This window comes from Roseovarius sp. MMSF_3359, assembly GCF_030733385.1.
GTDB lineage: Bacteria > Pseudomonadota > Alphaproteobacteria > Rhodobacterales > Rhodobacteraceae > Roseovarius.
In genome coordinates this window covers 82,159-99,127 of sequence record NZ_JASHJC010000005.1, presented here as the reverse complement: position 1 = coordinate 99,127, position 16,969 = coordinate 82,159, and the positions used below count along the sequence as shown (strand labels likewise).

Here is a 16,969-nt window from a genome sequence, read left to right as displayed (position 1 = left end):
GGTCTTCAGAACCGGCCTGCATTGATCCTGAGCTGTCTTGCGCGTGCAAGGATGGCATCTTCGACAGCGCGCTGCGTGGCGTCACTGACCGGGCCGCGCTGCGTCTGAAGCGCCACTTTCAGAGACCGTGCATCAAGGGCAGGATCACTGATGAGGACAGTTGCGCGATAGGCCTGACCGCCGCCGGGCGGACGCCCGTAACCGGTCGAGATCACGCCGGTAAAGGGATCGGCTGTCTGCACCGGCAGAAAGCTCAGAACGTCCAATGACGCGGTCCACAGGAAGCGGTTCACCTTGACGTTCGATTGCCCGCCCTTGAAGGCGTCCAGAAGGGACGACCCATCACCCACACGTTCCGGGCCCTTGGCTTCGCGCCCGGACTTTACCCTCGGGTCGGGCGTGGTGGTGTTTTTGAAGCTGTCTCTGAGACCACCGCAGGAGGCGACCATCAAAACACAGGCCAGTGCCAGGCCAACTTTCTGCAAACGCAATTGGATCATTTTACCATCCGGAACTGTTTCCTTAACCCTACTATCCAACGCGGGACAGTGGGGCAAGGTGTTTGCTGCACCGGGTGGCGGTCCGGCCCGCATCCGCGTCCTTGGCAAAGACAGTTTGCATCCCTCATCCCACCCGGTCTATCCCTGTGACGACAAATCCCGATGCCCCTGGCCATGAACGGAGATCAGATTGAGCCTCTCAGAAATCACCGCCCGTATTCGCAAAGCCGAGGCCGACGCAGGCCGCGATCCGGGCAGCGTGACGCTTATTGCGGTCTCCAAGGTGCAACCCAATGAACGTGTCGAGGCCGTGCTTGACGAAGGCCACCGCGTCTTCGGCGAAAACCGGGTGCAGGAGGCCGCGGGCAAGTGGCCAGACTTTCGCGACCGGTTCGAGGGGATCGACCTGCACCTGATCGGTCCGTTGCAGACAAACAAGGCGCGCCAGGCGTTTGAGCTGTTTCAGACGATCCACTCGGTTGACCGTCCGAAACTGGCCAAAACAATCGCGCGGCTGGCGGATGAGACCGGCCATTGCCCGGATGTCTTCCTGCAGGTCAATACCGGGGAAGAGGATCAGAAAGCGGGCGTGATGCCTGCAGAGGCCGATGCGTTCGTGGCCGAATGCCGCGGGCTGGACCTGCCGGTGCAGGGATTGATGTGTATTCCGCCTGTTGACGAAGAACCCAGCCTGCATTTCGCGCTTCTGGCCAAGATCGCCGCGCGCAACGGCCTTGAAGGCTTGTCGATGGGTATGAGCGGGGATTTCGAAAGTGCCATCGCGCTTGGGGCGACCCATATCCGCGTCGGCAGCGCCATTTTCGGCGCCCGGGATTACAGCGGCTGACCAGGTCGCCAGCCGCAATCCTTTGCCCGCGCCACCGCTATGGTGTCGCGAGGAGGTGATAGAAGTGACATGTCTTGAACAGCGCCTGCTCGAATTCGATGGCAAGGCTGTGTCCTGCCTCTCTGAGGCAAAGGCGGCGTGTGGTGCCGGGGCGGGCTACTTGGACGATCTGGTTCGCCTTTGCTTCGATAGACGTCCACTGGTCTCATCTGGCGCGACCTGGATTCTGAAAGCCGAGCTGGAGGCAGGCAATCGCCTTGGGGACAGTCAGCGTGGCGAAATCGTGCAGGCGCTGCATCGCATCACGTCATGTCAGGCGGCGTTACATCTGCTGCAGGTCGCTGATCTTCTGGACCTGTCGGCGGCAGAGGGCTCAGACGTTGCCGATTGGGCGGGTCAATATGCGGATCATCCACGGCCCTTTCTCCGGGCGTGGAGCCTGCACTCGAGGGTCACGTTGGCGCATCGCTTTGCTGGACCGGGCGTTGACGTCCAAGAGCTCCTGGCCAATGCGGCCGAAGATGAGGCCGCGTCTGTACGCGCCCGCGCCGGAAAGCTGCGAAAGGCGTTAAAACTGCCGGAGGGCTGACAGCCGGAGTAGCAGTTGGGTCAGTCCCGGACGATCAGGCGGCTTCCGATGGTGAGCCGCCGCGCAATCCAGCGGAGGTGTTCACGCCGAAAGGCCACGCAGCCTTCGGTCGGAAATCCCGGCCTGCGCCATTGGTGGATAAAGATGCAAGAACCGTGACCCCTCTTTGCATAGGGCCAATTCCAATCGGTGATGATAATCAGATCATAAAGCGGGTCGGCCCGGCGCAACACTTCGTGACTGTACCCGTAAGGGGCGCGCACCATCAGGTTATAATCCTCATGTGCCACATCGTCGGACCACAGGTCGCCGGGGCGGATCGGCACGGCCCAATCCGTCGGACGCGCCATGCGGTCGGGGCGGTAAAGGAGCCCGACAATCCGGTGTGTCCCCACCGGCGTTGCCCCGTCGCCTTCGCGCTTGTCGGCGCGGATGCCACCCCGCCCGATCGAACAGGGAAACCGCCGGCCCCGGAACCGCAGGCCCGTCGGCGTGAGAAGAAGATCATTCGGCGTCATCGCCGCCACCATGGCCGAGACGGCCGTTGTTGAAAAGCGCGATTGATTGCGCACCGGATTTCGTTGGCTCGGATACTGTTCGGCCCCCTGGCCGTACGTCAAATAACTGTTTCGCGGACCACAGCTTCCGTTCGACTTTCACCTCCCGCGCGGAATCAAGGGCGAAGCCCGCCGCGCGATCGCCAGACCGCCCGCAAGGGCTGGCGATTTGGGTAGGTTGTGCTCCGAACTGAGGTTCTTCGGACTTGGCAAAGATAAAGCGCGTTTGACGACAGTTGATCGCCATCCCGCGGTCTGGCAATCACGCTGCTTTGGACGCAGGATGGAGATGTCCGCTTTGAGCTCAGAGCGGTCATTGGTGGCTAAGCGGAGAAAGTTGCAGTTGCCAATCTTGAGCGCTGACTCAATAAGCGCCGTGAGCGAATTGGGAAAATTAGATGAATAAGTATGTGCTAGGCGTAGTTATCGCGGTATTCGGAACCCTCGTGATTGCAGTTTCAGTGGGTCTAAAGTACTCGCAGGCCTCGCTTTTGTTTGGCCTGGTTGCTGCGGTTTCCGCACCTGTAGTCATCCATAAGATATCTGACGTAGGCTGGTCTATTGGTATGCTTATGGGTTTGTCATTTTATGCCAGTTTCCCAATCAAAAAGCTCTTTCAAATCGATGGCATCATCAACGAAATCCCAGTGACTCTCGTGTATGTCGCAGTACTTTGGGTAATTGGTCTCGGTTGGAGGCGGAGCTGGCGATAACTCCCCAACCGAAACATCAATGGTTGAACAGGGCTCGAAACAAACATTGGCTGCTCTGCGGGACAAAGCGGCCGTTCGATCACCATCAAACCTGAGGGCATTGCCCGCCCATGGGGCGGTCGGGCGCTGCCCGGCGGTGCTGCGCACCTTGATTCCGGGCGGGAGCAATGTCCGCTTTGGGCTCAAAGTTACCCTTGCGATGGCGAGGCAGCTCCTGCGTGCAAGGCCGCCGCGCCGTTCTTCTCCGGTTATGGGTTGGCAAACCCGCCAGACTTCCCTATAGAGCGCCGTCATACATGCGCGCGATGCCCGCTCAGGCAAGAATCAATCCCGAGAGATCGGGACCCGGTTCGGGACATGTACGCGCAACGCAATAGTCACTGAACCAGATCAAGGGTTAGATTCACATGGCCAACTCGGCACAGTCCAAGAAACGCGCACGTCAGAACGAAAAGCGTTTCGCCGTCAACAAAGCGCGCCGTTCGCGCATCCGTACCTACATCCGCAAAGTCGAAGAGGCGATCGCCTCGGGTGACAAAGATGCCGCAACCACGGCCCTGCGCGCTGCCCAGCCCGAGCTGATGCGCGGTGTGTCCAAGGGTGTCTTCCACAAGAACACTGCCGCCCGCAAAATTTCGCGGCTCTCGGCGCGCGTGAAGGCCATTGGCTGAAGAAACGCACCTAAGGTATTGATCAAAAAAGGCGCCGGTTCTGTTGGCGCCTTTTTTTGTTTCGGTCGTGCCTGGAGGGGCGACAGATTCTTTTTGCCGAAAGCGCTTGTCAAGGAAGAAGAGTAGTTGCCCGAGCGCCTGACAGCTTGTTAGTTTCGGCTGGCGATTCACGCTTGGGGGGACAGGCTGCTAGCGAATCCGGACCGGCTTATGGGGATATGTCCGGCGGATTCGAACGGGGGAAACCCCGGCCATGTCTTACAGGTTTGTACCGCGCTACATGAAGACCAAAGCAATAGCCGCCCTTCGGGCGCGATGCGGGATTTTTCATGCAGGCGAGGTGCATTTTGGCCGGTAAATAGGCTCTTCGTCGATTGCCACGTGCAATCGGGGTGGTCCTCTTTGCCTGATCCGAGGTGAAACGCTGAGCAGCGGAGGTCGGGGAGTACCTACGCAAAACGGACAGGTGCAAGCGTTTGAGACGGGGAAGTATGACACAGGAACAATGGGGCGAACTCAAAAAGGAATTACTGAAATCGGTTGGATCGAACAGCTACAAGAACTGGATTGAGCCGCTGGAATTCGACGGGGTAACCGACGGAATTGCTACTTTCAGCGTACCGACCAGCTTTCTGGGCAACTATGTCTCGCGCAATTTCGGCGAGCTGATCCTGTACCAGATGACCGCTCGCTCCCCCGAGGTGAAACGCCTCAACTTCCAGGTGGCGGCCAATACGACCACGCGACCGACAACTGCCGCGCAACCTGTAACCAAGGCCGCGCAAAATCCGGTCGACGGCTTCCTGCCCGCCGCGCCCCTTGATGACCGTTTCACATTCGACACATTTGTTGTTGGCAAACCCAACGAATTGGCCCATGCCGCCGCCAAGCGCGTGGCCGAAGGTGGCCCCGTCACCTTCAACCCGCTCTTCCTCTACGGCGGCGTGGGCCTCGGCAAAACGCACCTGATGCACGCCATCGCCTGGGAGCTTCAGGCCCGCCGCCCTGACCTCAATGTCGTCTATCTCTCGGCGGAACAATTCATGTACCGCTTCGTGCAGGCCCTGCGCGACCGCAAGATGATGGACTTCAAGCAGATGTTCCGCTCGGTCGATGTGTTGATGGTTGACGACGTGCAATTCATCGCCGGCAAGGATTCGACACAAGAAGAATTCTTCCACACGTTCAACGCGCTGGTCGATCAGAACAAGCAGATCATCATTTCCGGCGACCGCGCCCCGGGAGAGATCGAGAACCTGGAAAACCGTATCAAGTCACGCCTGCAATGCGGTCTGGTGGTGGATCTGCACCCGACCGATTACGAATTGCGTCTTGGCATCCTGCAATCCAAGGCGGAACTCTTCGGCGCGCAATATCCCGACCTGCACATGGACCAAGGCGTGCTCGAATTCCTCGCCCACCGGATCAGCACCAATGTCCGCGTGCTCGAAGGGGCGATGACCCGGCTATATGCCTTCGCGTCGCTGGTCGGTCACCAGATCACGCTGGAGCTGACGCAGGATTGCCTGGCTGATGTGCTGCGCGCCTCGGAGCGCAAGATCTCCATCGAGGAGATCCAGCGCAAGGTCTCCGACCATTACAACATCCGCCTCTCTGATATGATCGGCCCCAAGCGGGTGCGCAACTTCGCGCGTCCCCGGCAGGTGGCGATGTATCTCTGCAAGCAGATGACCAGCCGCTCGCTGCCGGAAATCGGCCGCTGCTTTGGTGGGCGTGACCACACGACCGTTATGCACGGCGTGCGCCGTATCGAGGAGCTGCGCGCGCAGGATGGCCAGATCGCTGAGGACCTGGAGCTGCTGCGCCGCACCCTCGAAAGCTGAGTCCTTTTCACCACGCTTCCCCGCCCAGGCATCGCTTTGGGCGGGGTTCTCTTGACCCTCTGACGAATACAGCCGAAAAACCCAACAAAGGGCTTGAGCCGGGGTGTGAAGTTGATACCTTGCCCTTCCGGCATCAGACCGGCACCTGGACAGGGAGCGAGGGTATGAAACTCAGCATCGAACGTGGCACATTGCTCAAGGCCGTCGCGCAGGCACAATCGGTTGTCGAACGGCGCAACACCATCCCGATCCTCGCCAATGTCCTGATCGAAGCTGAAGGCAGCGACGTGAATTTCCGGGCCACTGATCTTGATATCGAAGTGGTCGACAAGGCCCCGGCACAAGTGGAACGCGCAGGCGCTACAACGGTGTCCGCCGTGACCCTGCATGAGATCGTGCGCAAACTGCCCGACGGCGCGTTGGTGACGCTGACCGATGATGGCGCCTCGGGCCGGCTGACGGTTGAGGCTGGGCGGTCGAACTTCAATCTTGCGACCCTGCCCAAAGAAGATTTCCCGGTCATGGCGTCCTCGGAATATGCCTGCAACTTCTCGGCCAAGGCGCCCGATCTACGGCGGCTGTTCGACAAGTCGAAATTCGCGATTTCTACTGAGGAAACAAGATATTACCTGAACGGCGTCTACATGCATGTGGCCGATGCCGAGGGCGGCAAGCAGTTGCGTTGCGTGGCGACCGACGGCCACCGCCTTGCGCGCATTGACGCTGATCTGCCCGATGGAGCCGCGGACATGCCCGGCGTGATTGTGCCGCGCAAAACCGTGGGGGAACTGCGCAAGCTCCTGGAAGACGATGACATGAAAATCGCAGTGTCCGTCTCTGAGACCAAGGTGCGGTTTGCCACGCCCGATATCACGTTGACCTCAAAGGTCATCGACGGGACCTTCCCTGACTACACCCGCGTCATTCCGCAGGGCAACACGCGCAAGATGGAGGTTGATGCCAGCGAATTTGCCAATGCGGTGGACCGCGTCGCGACCGTCAGCTCGGAACGCTCCCGCGCGGTGAAACTGGCGCTGGACGAAGATCGCCTGATCCTGTCGGTCAACGCACCGGATAGCGGTGCCGCCGAAGAGGAACTTGCCGTCGCCTATGGTGATGAGCGGTTGGAGATCGGGTTCAACGCCAAATACCTTCTGGAGATTGCCGGCCAGGTTGACCGCGAAAACGCCGTCTTCCTCTTCAACTCTGCCGGTGATCCCACGCTGATGCGCGAAGGCAATGACACATCGGCCGTGTATGTCGTCATGCCGATGCGGGTATAACAAAGGTCCGTTTAGCGGACAAAGCCGTCGTTCAACTTTTACCTCCCGCGCGGAATCAAGCCCGTAGGGCGCCGCGCGATCGGTTGCTCATAGAAGGCGCCATTGGTTCGAGCCCAATGGGCGACACCGCCCGCAAGGGCTGGCGATTGGGAGAACTCGCACACCGCTCCGAGCTTTTTTCGGACTTGGCTGAGATAAAGCGCCATTGACGACGGTTGATCGCCATCCCCCGGTCTGGCAACCCCACGGCTTTGGTTCCGGGATGGAGATGTCCGCATTGGCCTCAGTTGCCATCATGATTGTGCAGGAAACGCTGACGTTCGGCGTGTTATTGGCACTGGTAAGCATTCAGGTCTCGCGCTACTCAATTTGCATGACGCTACACCTCACCCGGCTCGCGCTTTCGCACTTCCGCTCGCATAAATCCGCGACGCTGGACCTGGATGCGCGACCGGTTGCCATCTACGGGCCAAACGGCGCGGGTAAGACCAACATTATCGAAGCGGTTTCACTCTTTTCCCCGGGCCGGGGTCTGCGTCGTGCGTCCGCGCAGGATATGGCCCGGCGCCCGGAGGCCTTGGGTTGGAAGCTCACTGGTATCCTGAACTCGCTGCACCAGGTCCACGAGATCGAGCTGTGGTCCGAAGAAGGCGCGGCACGGCAGACACGGATTGATGGCAAGGCGGCGGCGCAGACGGCGCTTGGCCGGATTTCGCGCGTGCTTTGGCTGATCCCGGCCATGGACAGGCTCTGGATCGAAGGGGCCGAGGGGCGGCGGCGGTTTCTCGACCGAATGACGCTCAGTTTCTTCCCCGGCCATGCCGAGGCCGCGCTGACCTATGAAAAGGCCATGCGGGAGCGCAACCGGTTGCTCAAGGATCAGGTCCGGGATGGCCATTGGTATGTCGCCGTCGAACGGCAGATGTCCGAGGCCGGGGTCGAGATCCATCAGAACCGGCTTGCGGCGCTGGCGCAGGTGGCTGAGGCGCAGGCACGGGCCAGCACACGCTTTCCCGCGGCCGAACTTGAACTGACCCAGACCGAAGGGGAAATGCCCGCGACGGTCTCCGACCTGCGCGATGCGCTGAGCGAAAGCCGGTTTCGCGATCTCGCCGCCGGGAGGACGCTTGTCGGCCCCCACCGGGCCGATCTCTACGGTGTCTACGTCGCCAAAGGGGTGCCTGCGCGGGATTGCTCCACCGGCGAACAAAAGGCGCTCTTGGTGTCGTTGATCCTCGCCAATGCCCGCGCGCTGGCGGATGAATTCGGCGCGCCACCTCTTTTGTTGCTGGACGAGGTCGCTGCCCATCTCGACGCCACCCGCCGTGCCGCGCTTTACGACGAAATCTGTGCCCTCGGCGCCCAGGCATGGATGACCGGCACCGGAGATGAGCTTTTCGCCGAACTGGGTGCGCGGGCGCAACATATCGAGGTCACCGAAGATGGGGGCCTGTCGTCAGTACAGCAGGCGTGAATTTCGCTCGGTGAGGCCGACAAGTGTCATGGCTGCACCGCACGGAAAAACTCGCACAAACGGCCTGCCATCCACGTTGTTCACGGCGCAACGAAAACCACAAAATATTGTGGTCTGAGCGTGACAATCCTATTGAAAAATCGTATAAAATCGGAAAACGACCAAAGGAAATACGCATGGCTGAACCCGCCGCGGTGCCCGAAGAATATGGTGCCGATTCCATTAAGGTTCTCAAGGGCTTAGAGGCTGTTCGCAAACGCCCCGGCATGTATATCGGTGACACCGATGATGGCAGTGGCCTGCACCATATGGTCTATGAGGTTGTCGATAACGGCATCGACGAGGCTTTGGCCGGACATGCGGACCGTGTGACTGTAACAATTCACGCGGATTCCAGCGTCTCCGTGAGCGATAACGGGCGCGGGATACCGGTCGAAACCCACGAGGAAGAAGGCGTCTCGGCGGCCGAGGTCATCATGACCCAGCTTCATGCGGGCGGGAAGTTCGATAGCAATTCCTACAAGGTTTCCGGAGGCCTGCATGGCGTGGGCGTTTCGGTGGTCAATGCGTTGTCGGATTGGCTGGAACTGCGGATCTGGCGGAATGGCAAAGAGCACGTCGCCCGGTTTGAAGGTGGTGATACCGTCGATCATCTGAAGGTCGTGGGCGAGGCCGAGGGCCGCAAGGGGACCGAAGTGCGCTTCCTGGCTTCGACCGATACGTTTTCGAACCTCGAATATAGCTACGAGACCCTGGAAAAGCGTTTGCGCGAGCTGGCGTTTCTCAATTCCGGTGTGCGGATCGTCCTGCGCGATGAACGCCCTGCCGAGGCGCTGGAGACCGAGCTGCACTACGAAGGCGGGGTCAAGGAATTCGTCAAATACCTTGATCGTCACAAGTCCCCGATGATGCCCGAGCCGATCTTCATCACCGGCGAAAAGGACGAGATCGGTGTCGAGGTCGCGATGTGGTGGAACGACAGCTATCACGAGACGGTGCTGCCCTTCACCAACAACATCCCGCAGCGCGATGGCGGCACGCATATGGCGGGCTTCCGCGGCGCGCTGACCCGGACGATCAACAGCTATGCCCAGACGAGCGGGATCGCCAAGAAGGAAAAGGTTAGCTTTACCGGCGATGATGCGCGCGAGGGGCTGACCTGCGTTCTGTCGGTCAAGGTGCCGGACCCGAAATTCAGCTCGCAGACCAAGGACAAGCTGGTCAGTTCCGAGGTGCGCCCGGCGGTCGAAGGGTTGATGAACGAAAAACTGGCGGAGTATTTCGAGGAAAACCCGAACGAGGCCAAGTTGATCGTCGGCAAGATCATCGAGGCGGCCCTGGCGCGGGAGGCCGCGCGAAAGGCCCGTGAACTGACCCGGCGCAAGACGGCGATGGACGTGAACTACCTTGCCGGGAAGCTCAAGGATTGTTCGGAAAAAGATCCGTCCAAGACCGAACTCTTCCTCGTCGAGGGTGACAGCGCCGGGGGATCGGCGCAGACGGGCCGGGATCGCGGGACGCAGGCGGTGCTGCCGCTCAGGGGTAAGATCCTGAACGTGGAGCGCGCGCGGTTTGACCGGATGCTGTCGAGCCAGGAGATTGGCAACCTTGTCATGGCGCTTGGCACTGGCATCGGCCGGGACGAGTTCGACATCTCGAAACTGCGCTACCACAAGATCGTGATCATGACCGATGCGGACGTGGACGGCGCGCATATCCGCACGCTTCTTCTGACTTTCTTCTACCGGCAGATGCCGGAACTGATCGACGGCGGATATCTCTACATCGCGCAACCGCCTTTGTTCAAAGTCATGCGCGGCAAGTCCGAGGTCTATCTCAAAGACCAACCCGCGCTGGAGGATTACCTGATCGCGCAGGGCACCGAAGACGCCGTTTTGCGCCTTGGATCGGGCGAGGAAATCGTAGGTCAGGACCTTGTGCGCGTCGTCGAAGAAGCCCGCCAGGTCAAACGCATTCTTGAAGCGTTCCCGACCCATTATCCCCGCCATATCCTGGAACAGGCCGCGATTGCCGAAGCGTTCGTTTCTGGCAAGGTCGATGCCAACCTGCAGGGCGTCGCCGATGATGTGGCGCGCCGTCTGGATCAGATCGCGTTGGAGTATGAACGCGGCTGGCAGGGCCGTCCGACCCAGGACAAGGGAATTCGGCTGAGCCGTAGCCTGCGTGGTGTCGAAGAGGTACGTACGCTTGATGGGCAGGTGCTCCGCTCGGGTGAGGCGCGCAAGCTGGGGCAGATGTCCGCCTCGGTCCGCGAGGTCTATGGCATGCCCGCGTCGCTGGTGCGCAAGGACCGCTCGCAACTGATCCACGGGCCGCTCGACCTTCTCGATGCAATCCTGAAAGAGGGCGAAAAGGGCCTGACGCTGCAACGCTACAAGGGCCTGGGCGAGATGAACCCAGATCAGCTTTGGGAAACCACGCTTGATCCCGAGGCGAGGACGCTTCTGCAGGTGCGGGTCGATGATATGGCCGAGGCCGATGACCTCTTTACCAAGCTGATGGGGGACGTGGTGGAGCCCCGCCGCGAGTTCATCCAGCAAAATGCCCTGAGCGTCGAAAACCTCGACTTCTGATACCGATTTTCAGATGTGGGCAGAGGCCCCGGATCATGTCCGGGGCGCGACCCGTTTTACGTCAGAGCGGCCAGAACACCAGGATTGCCGGGATCGAGACAGCCACCACCAGTACCTCCAACGGCAGACCCATGCGCCAGTAGTCCCCGAAGCTGTAGCCGCCGGGTCCGAGGATCAGCGTGTTGTTCTTGTGTCCGATGGGGGTGAGGAAGGCCGAGGATGCGGCCACCGCCACCGCCATCAGGAACGGGTCGGGCGATACGCCCAGCGATTGCGCCATCTGGATGCCAACGGGAGCCGCGACGATGGTTGTGGCCGTGTTGTTGAGTACGTCCGACAAGCTCATCGTGACGATCATCAGGACGGTCAGGATCGCCCAGGGTGGCAGGTTGCCGGTTAGGCTGATGAGGCTTCCAGCGATCAGTTCCGTTCCGCCGGACTGTTCCAACGCTGCGCCCAATGGGATCATGGATCCGAGCAGGACCACGACCGGCCATTCGATATGGGTGTAGAGCTCGCTCAGCGGGACGATCTTGGTCAGGACATAGGCCACCACCACCAGCCCGAGCGCGATCGGCAGATACAAAAGCCCCACGCTTGCCGCCAAAACCGCCGCAGCGAAAAGGCCGATGGCCAGCCATGTCTTGCTGTCCTGGGTCACCGCCAGGCCACGGTCCGCGAGGGGCAGGCAGCCGAGCCAGTCGGTAACAAGGCCGCCGGTATCCTTTGGGACCAACAAAAGAAGGATATCGCCGGGCCGGATCACGGTCTTGCGCACCTGCTGCGTGATCTTGCGGCCCTGCCGGGAAATCCCCATCAAGACCGCGCGGTGCCGCCAGTTAAGACCGATGGAGAGCACGGTCTTGCCCGCGACCCGTGCTTCGTTTGGCACAACGACCTCGACGATATCGAGGCCCTCTCCCTCGGCCTTCAGCTTCTCCTCCCGGTCCTTGTCCGAAAATGCGAGCGACAGGGCTGCGCGAAATTCGTCGAGCGCGTCGGGGGAGGCTTCCAGCACCAGCGTATCATCGGCCCGCAACGGCGTGTTTCGCGAAGTCCCATAGCGCCGTTTGCCATCGCGGATGAGGCCAAGGATCGCCACGTCGGTTTTCTGGGCTGTCTCGTCAAGCTCGCCCAAGCGTTTGCCGATATGGTCCGACCCCTCCGGCACGGTCAGCTCGGCGATGTATTGCGCGATCTCAGAGGCGTTGATCGTCGCGTCCTCGCGCTTGGGGATCAGCCGCCAGCCAATCAGCGCGACGAAGGCCAGCCCGGCAATGGCGGTCAGCCCGCCCACGGGGGCAAAATCGAACATGCGGAAAGGGGTGCCGAGCGCGTCTTCGCGAAACGACGCGATGATGATGTTGGGCGGGGTGCCGATGAGCGTGGCCATCCCGCCCAGGATGGTTGCGAAGCTGAGCGGCATGAGGCTCAACCCCGGGGAGCGTTTTGCCTTGCGTGCGGTCTGCACATCCACCGGCATCAGGAGCGCAAGGGCCGCGACATTGTTCATGAAGGCCGAGAGGACACCGCCAATGGCACCCATCAACGCGATATGCGCCCCCAGGGCGCGGGTGCTGTCCACCAGCGTACGGGTGATGAGAAATACTGCACCGGAGCGGACCAACCCCGCAGAGACGACCAGGACCAGCGCGACGACGATGGTGGCCGGGTGGCCGAAGCCGGAAAAGGCATCCTTGGTGTCTACGACGCCCAGAACGACACCCCCCAGCAGCGCGGCAAACGCCACGAGGTCATAGCGATAACGCCCCCAGAGCAGGAGGCCGAATACCAGCCCGAAGAGGCTGAAGAGGATGATCTGATCGGTGGTCATGATGCCCTTTCGCGTTCCCCGAAGCCAACCGCATCCGGCGCATGAAAGCAACCGGCTTGCGAGGGGACATGCCCCTGCCGTATAGAGACGAAAACCAAAATCTCTGATCGGAGGCACCCGCATGGCCGGCCACTCAAAATGGGCAAATATTCAACACCGCAAGGGGCGGCAGGACGCGGCGCGTTCGAAGCTCTTTTCGAAACTGTCCAAGGAGATCACCGTGGCCGCCAAGATGGGCGACCCGGACCCGGACAAGAACCCGCGCCTGCGTCTTGCGGTCAAGAGTGCAAAGGCGCAATCCATGCCCAACGACAATATCGACCGTGCGATCAAGAAATCGCAGGCGGGCGATAGCGAGGATTACAAGGAAATCCGGTATGAGGGCTATGGCCCCGGTGGTGTTGCGGTGATCGTCGAGGCGATGACCGACAACTTGAACCGCACGGCGAGCAACGTGCGGTCGACCTTTACCAAGAATGGCGGCAACCTTGGCGAAACCGGCAGCGTGGGTTTCATGTTCGAACGCAAGGGCGAGGTGACCTACACCTCCGAGGCCGGCGACGCCGACACGGTGATGATGGCCGCCATCGAGGCCGGTGCCGAGGATGTGGAATCATCGGAGGACGGTCATATCATCTGGTGCGCCGATACGGATCTCAACGAGGTCAGCAATGCGCTCGAGGCGGAGTTGGGCGAAAGTGAAGAGACCAATTTGGTCTGGAAGCCAACCACCACGACCGAGCTTGACCTTGAGGGCTTGCAAAAGCTGATGAAGCTGATCGACGCGCTTGAGGATGACGACGACGTGCAGCGCGTTACCGCCAATTTCGAGGCCAGCGACGAGGTCATGGAGCAGCTTTGATGGCTTACAGCCCGTCGGCGGCAGCCGCCTCGACGAAAGCAAGCGCATTCCGGGACGGGAGCCGGTCCCGGAAGACCCATTTCATGTCAATCGCGCCAAAAATATAATCCGGCATGATTTCGATCAGCCGCCCTTCGGCCAGATCTTCCCGGACGCTGTCGCGGATGACCAGCGCCGCCCCCAACCCCTGCCGCGCCCATGAGATTGCCGACAAGTGGTTGTTGACCGCGACCGTACCCGCAAATCCGATCACCTCTTCACGCCCCGATTCGACCGATACCGGTGAGAACCAGCGTTTTCCCGAGACATCTATCAGGGGCACCAGGAACCGCTCGCCGTCGCGCGTCGGGGCTTTGCTTGCCACCATCGTGAGGTCGAGGCTCATGGCGCTCTCCGGGTTGGATTGGCCCGACGAGTAGGTCGTGCGCAGGGCGAGTTCGATTGGGCTGGTGTTCAGGGTTTCAAGCTCGTCGGTTGCGGTAATCCGAACCTCGACCTCCGGTGCAATCTGACGAAACCGCCGCAGCCTTTCCGGCAACCAGAAGGTGGACAATTCGACCGGTAAGGTGATGTGCAATGTCCCGGACAAGGGGGTGTCACGGTTCAGTTTGGGCAGGCTCATGGCCAGTTCAACGATCTGTTGAGACACGCCATGCACATGTTGTCCCGCCTCGGTCAGTTGAAATCTGCGGGTGGAGCGCGTCGCCAGCGAGACCCCAAGATCCTCTTCGAGTTCGGACAAAGCCTCGGAAAGTACCGGAACGGAAAGGCCCAGATGCTCTGCCGCGCCCCGGATCGACCCGGCCGTTGCGATCGCCTCGAAATAGACAATGCGGCGGAGGGTCTGATGCGAAAGGAATGGCTTCATTTGTTAGATTATACAGAATAATAAATTTGGTACTTCTGTACTACAGCGTAATTCCTCCCCGGTCTAGGCATTGTCCGTATTGCTAGAAAGGAAACCAAGTCCATGACGTTCAAGACAATGCTGACCAGCCTCACAATCGCCGTTCTCGGCGCAACCCATGCTCTTGCGGATGATCTGCAGGTGGTGCGCAGCTTCTATGCGGATCTCCTGACGACACCGGCGGATGTCACCCCCGAGGAGGTGCGCGCGGTTGTCACCGAAGATTGGGAATCCATCCCCACGCCCCGCGGCGGCCCCGGTGCCGAAGGTCTGTACAAGACGCTTGGCGGCTTTGGCAGTGTCATTCCCGATCTGGCCTGGGAGCCGCAGGAAATCCTGCAGGATGGCAACCGCTACATTGTCCGCAGCATCGCCACCGGCACGCCGACCGGGCCGATTTTCGGGATTGATCCGGCAACGGGTAAAAGTTTCAAGATCATGACCATCGACATTCATACCGTCGAGGATGGCAAGATCGTCAAATCCTACCATGTTGAAGAATGGGCCAAGGCCATTCAGCAACTGACCGCCGAATAGGCAAGGCACCACTCACGGCACGCTGCTGAAGAGCTTTGCGGCTCTTCAGCGATCGCGGAACTGGGCTTCGCGTTTTTCGGTGAAGGCGGCCATGCCTTCTTTCTGGTCTTCCGTGGCAAAAAGCGAATGGAAGACGCGACGTTCGAACAAAAGCCCTTCGCGCAGGGTCATCTCATAGGACCGGTTCACCGCCTCCTTGACCGCCATGGTGGAGATCATGGATTTCTCGGCGATCTTTTGCGCGGCAGACATCGCCTCCTCACGCAGCTTCTTGGCGGGAACGACGCGGCTCACCAGCCCCGAACGTTCGGCCTCTTCCGCGTCCATGAAACGCCCCGTCAGGTTCATGTCCATCGCTTTGGATTTGCCGATGAACCGCGTCAGGCGCTGGCTGCCGCCCAGGCCCGCCATGACGCCGAGGTTGATCTCGGGCTGGCCGAACTTGGCGGTATCCGAGCAGATGATGAAATCGCACATCATTGCCAATTCGCACCCGCCGCCCAGGGCATAACCCGACACGGCCGCGATGATCGGCTTGCGGATGCGCATGATCGCATCGCTTTCGGGACCAAAGAAATCCTCGCCGAACATGTCGACGAAGTTCTTGTCGCTCATCATCTTGATATCGGCTCCGGCGGCAAATGCCTTTTCCGAGCCGGTGATGACGATGCAGCGCACTTTTTCGTTCTCTTGCGCCTCGTTCAACGCCACGACCAATTCGCCGAGCAGTTGGTCGTTCAATGCGTTCAGAGCATCGGGGCGGTTGAGTTTGATGAGGCTAACGTGGTCTTCCAGTTCGACGATGATCGTCTCAAAGGCCATGAAATCTGCTTTCGCTTGTTTCAGTCAGGACCGTTTTCTTAACACCGTTGTGGCTGGGTTCAACCTATCTTTGGCATAGGGGGCAATAGAAAGAGGACCGGCCCGACTGCACGATGCGGGTCACGGACCGGGTGCAACCCGGGGTACGGCAGGGGTCACCCTCGCGGTCATAGACATCGAAACGGTGTTGAAAATAACCTAGTTCTCCATCGGTTTGCCGGAAATCGCGCAGGCTTGAGCCGCCAGCCTCGATTGCTTCGGCAATGACATCACGGATGATTGGAACAAGCCCTGCCACGCGGGTGGCGGATATACGCCCGGCGCGGCGCTTGGGGGAAATTCCGGCCCGGTAGAGGGCTTCGCAGACATAGATATTGCCCAATCCTGCGACGATTCGCTGATCCAGAAGAGCGGATTTGATCGGCGTGTTCTTCCCGTTCAACGCGGCGGTCAGATAGGCTTCTTGGAAGCCATTTCCAAGCGGTTCTGGTCCGAGTTTGGCCAGCAGCGGATGTGCCTCTGCCGTGGCGGTCGGCATCAGGTCCATCGCACCGAACCGGCGGGGATCGTTGAACGTGATCTGCGCGCCGTTGGCCATGTGAAACACGACGTGATCGTGTTTTTCCGGCGCCGGATGGTCATGCACGAACTGCCCGAGGGGATCGCCCGAGATCAACATCCGCCCCGACATGCCTAGGTGGATGAGCAGGGTTTCATCGCTGGCCAGATCCGCCAGGATGTATTTCGACCGCCGGCGCAGACGCAGAACCGTCTGCCCGGTCAGCCGTTCGGCCATACGCGGCGGAAAGGGCCAGCGCAGATCGGGACGGTTCACATCGGCCTGCGCGATTACCGCGCCCTCCATCGTGGGGGCCAGGCCGCGGCGAACCGTCTCAACCTCTGGCAATTCGGGCATTTCAGGCTTTCCTTTGTTT

Annotated in this window: 16 protein-coding genes; 10 read left to right on the top strand and 6 right to left on the bottom strand. The window is 60.4% G+C overall.

Annotation, left to right across the window (positions count from 1 at the left end; genetic code table 11):
• Nucleotides 1-5: 5 nt before the first annotated feature.
• Complete coding sequence (locus tag RBB29_RS09035; protein WP_306115872.1) at nt 6-500, bottom strand: DUF3576 domain-containing protein; 495 nt, start codon at nt 498-500, stop codon at nt 6-8.
• 190 nt (nt 501-690) lie between these two features.
• Here RBB29_RS09035 and RBB29_RS09030 point away from each other — a divergent pair, with 190 nt between their 5' ends.
• The gene (locus RBB29_RS09030; protein WP_306115871.1) at nt 691-1,347 is read left to right on the top strand and encodes a YggS family pyridoxal phosphate-dependent enzyme; all 657 of its coding nucleotides are present in this window, start codon (nt 691-693) and stop codon (nt 1,345-1,347) included.
• A gap of 64 nt (nt 1,348-1,411) precedes the next feature.
• On the top strand, nt 1,412-1,936 hold the full coding sequence (locus tag RBB29_RS09025) for a hypothetical protein (protein WP_306115870.1): 525 nt from the start codon (nt 1,412-1,414) through the stop codon (nt 1,934-1,936).
• Between the two features lie 20 nt (nt 1,937-1,956).
• Here the strand turns inward: RBB29_RS09025 and RBB29_RS09020 are convergent, their stop codons facing one another.
• Nucleotides 1,957-2,454, bottom strand: a complete 498-nt coding sequence (locus RBB29_RS09020) for a L,D-transpeptidase (RefSeq protein ID WP_306115869.1) — start codon at nt 2,452-2,454, stop codon at nt 1,957-1,959.
• A gap of 437 nt (nt 2,455-2,891) precedes the next feature.
• On the opposite strand from RBB29_RS09020, the gene RBB29_RS09015 reads away from it, so the two are divergent.
• From RBB29_RS09015 to gyrB, 6 genes are all read left to right on the top strand, one after another.
• Complete coding sequence (locus tag RBB29_RS09015; protein WP_306115867.1) at nt 2,892-3,206, top strand: hypothetical protein; 315 nt, start codon at nt 2,892-2,894, stop codon at nt 3,204-3,206.
• Nucleotides 3,207-3,613: 407 nt separating this feature from the next.
• Nucleotides 3,614-3,877, top strand: coding sequence for a 30S ribosomal protein S20 (gene rpsT / locus RBB29_RS09010; protein WP_306115866.1), 264 nt, complete (start codon nt 3,614-3,616; stop codon nt 3,875-3,877).
• A gap of 491 nt (nt 3,878-4,368) precedes the next feature.
• Nucleotides 4,369-5,721: a chromosomal replication initiator protein DnaA gene (dnaA, locus tag RBB29_RS09005; protein WP_306115865.1), complete on the top strand. Its 1,353-nt coding sequence runs from the start codon at nt 4,369-4,371 to the stop codon at nt 5,719-5,721.
• A gap of 164 nt (nt 5,722-5,885) precedes the next feature.
• A complete protein-coding gene (gene dnaN, locus RBB29_RS09000) occupies nt 5,886-7,004 on the top strand; it encodes a DNA polymerase III subunit beta (protein WP_306115864.1) in 1,119 nt (372 codons plus the stop codon).
• A gap of 373 nt (nt 7,005-7,377) precedes the next feature.
• Nucleotides 7,378-8,478 carry a DNA replication/repair protein RecF gene (gene recF / locus RBB29_RS08995; RefSeq protein WP_306115900.1) on the top strand — a complete coding sequence of 367 codons (1,101 nt, stop codon included), beginning with the start codon at nt 7,378-7,380 and terminating at the stop codon, nt 8,476-8,478.
• A 176-nt stretch (nt 8,479-8,654) separates the two neighbouring features.
• Nucleotides 8,655-11,072, top strand: coding sequence for a DNA topoisomerase (ATP-hydrolyzing) subunit B (gene gyrB, locus RBB29_RS08990; protein ID WP_306115863.1), 2,418 nt, complete (start codon nt 8,655-8,657; stop codon nt 11,070-11,072).
• Nucleotides 11,073-11,133: 61 nt separating this feature from the next.
• Here the strand turns inward: gyrB and RBB29_RS08985 are convergent, their stop codons facing one another.
• Nucleotides 11,134-12,906 carry an SLC13 family permease gene (locus RBB29_RS08985; protein WP_306115862.1) on the bottom strand — a complete coding sequence of 591 codons (1,773 nt, stop codon included), beginning with the start codon at nt 12,904-12,906 and terminating at the stop codon, nt 11,134-11,136.
• Between the two features lie 121 nt (nt 12,907-13,027).
• Here RBB29_RS08985 and RBB29_RS08980 point away from each other — a divergent pair, with 121 nt between their 5' ends.
• Nucleotides 13,028-13,768 carry a YebC/PmpR family DNA-binding transcriptional regulator gene (locus tag RBB29_RS08980; protein WP_306115861.1) on the top strand — a complete coding sequence of 247 codons (741 nt, stop codon included), beginning with the start codon at nt 13,028-13,030 and terminating at the stop codon, nt 13,766-13,768.
• A gap of 4 nt (nt 13,769-13,772) precedes the next feature.
• Here the strand turns inward: RBB29_RS08980 and RBB29_RS08975 are convergent, their stop codons facing one another.
• Entirely contained in the window at nt 13,773-14,636 is an 864-nt protein-coding gene (locus tag RBB29_RS08975; RefSeq protein WP_306115860.1) for a LysR family transcriptional regulator, read from the bottom strand.
• 102 nt (nt 14,637-14,738) lie between these two features.
• On the opposite strand from RBB29_RS08975, the gene RBB29_RS08970 reads away from it, so the two are divergent.
• On the top strand, nt 14,739-15,212 hold the full coding sequence (locus RBB29_RS08970; protein WP_306115859.1) for an ester cyclase: 474 nt from the start codon (nt 14,739-14,741) through the stop codon (nt 15,210-15,212).
• Nucleotides 15,213-15,257: 45 nt separating this feature from the next.
• Here the strand turns inward: RBB29_RS08970 and RBB29_RS08965 are convergent, their stop codons facing one another.
• Together RBB29_RS08965 and mutM are read right to left on the bottom strand one after the other, a co-directional pair.
• A complete protein-coding gene (locus RBB29_RS08965; RefSeq protein ID WP_306115858.1) occupies nt 15,258-16,034 on the bottom strand; it encodes an enoyl-CoA hydratase in 777 nt (258 codons plus the stop codon).
• A gap of 64 nt (nt 16,035-16,098) precedes the next feature.
• A complete protein-coding gene (mutM, locus tag RBB29_RS08960; protein WP_306115857.1) occupies nt 16,099-16,950 on the bottom strand; it encodes a bifunctional DNA-formamidopyrimidine glycosylase/DNA-(apurinic or apyrimidinic site) lyase in 852 nt (283 codons plus the stop codon).
• Between the last annotated feature and the right edge of the window lie 19 nt (nt 16,951-16,969).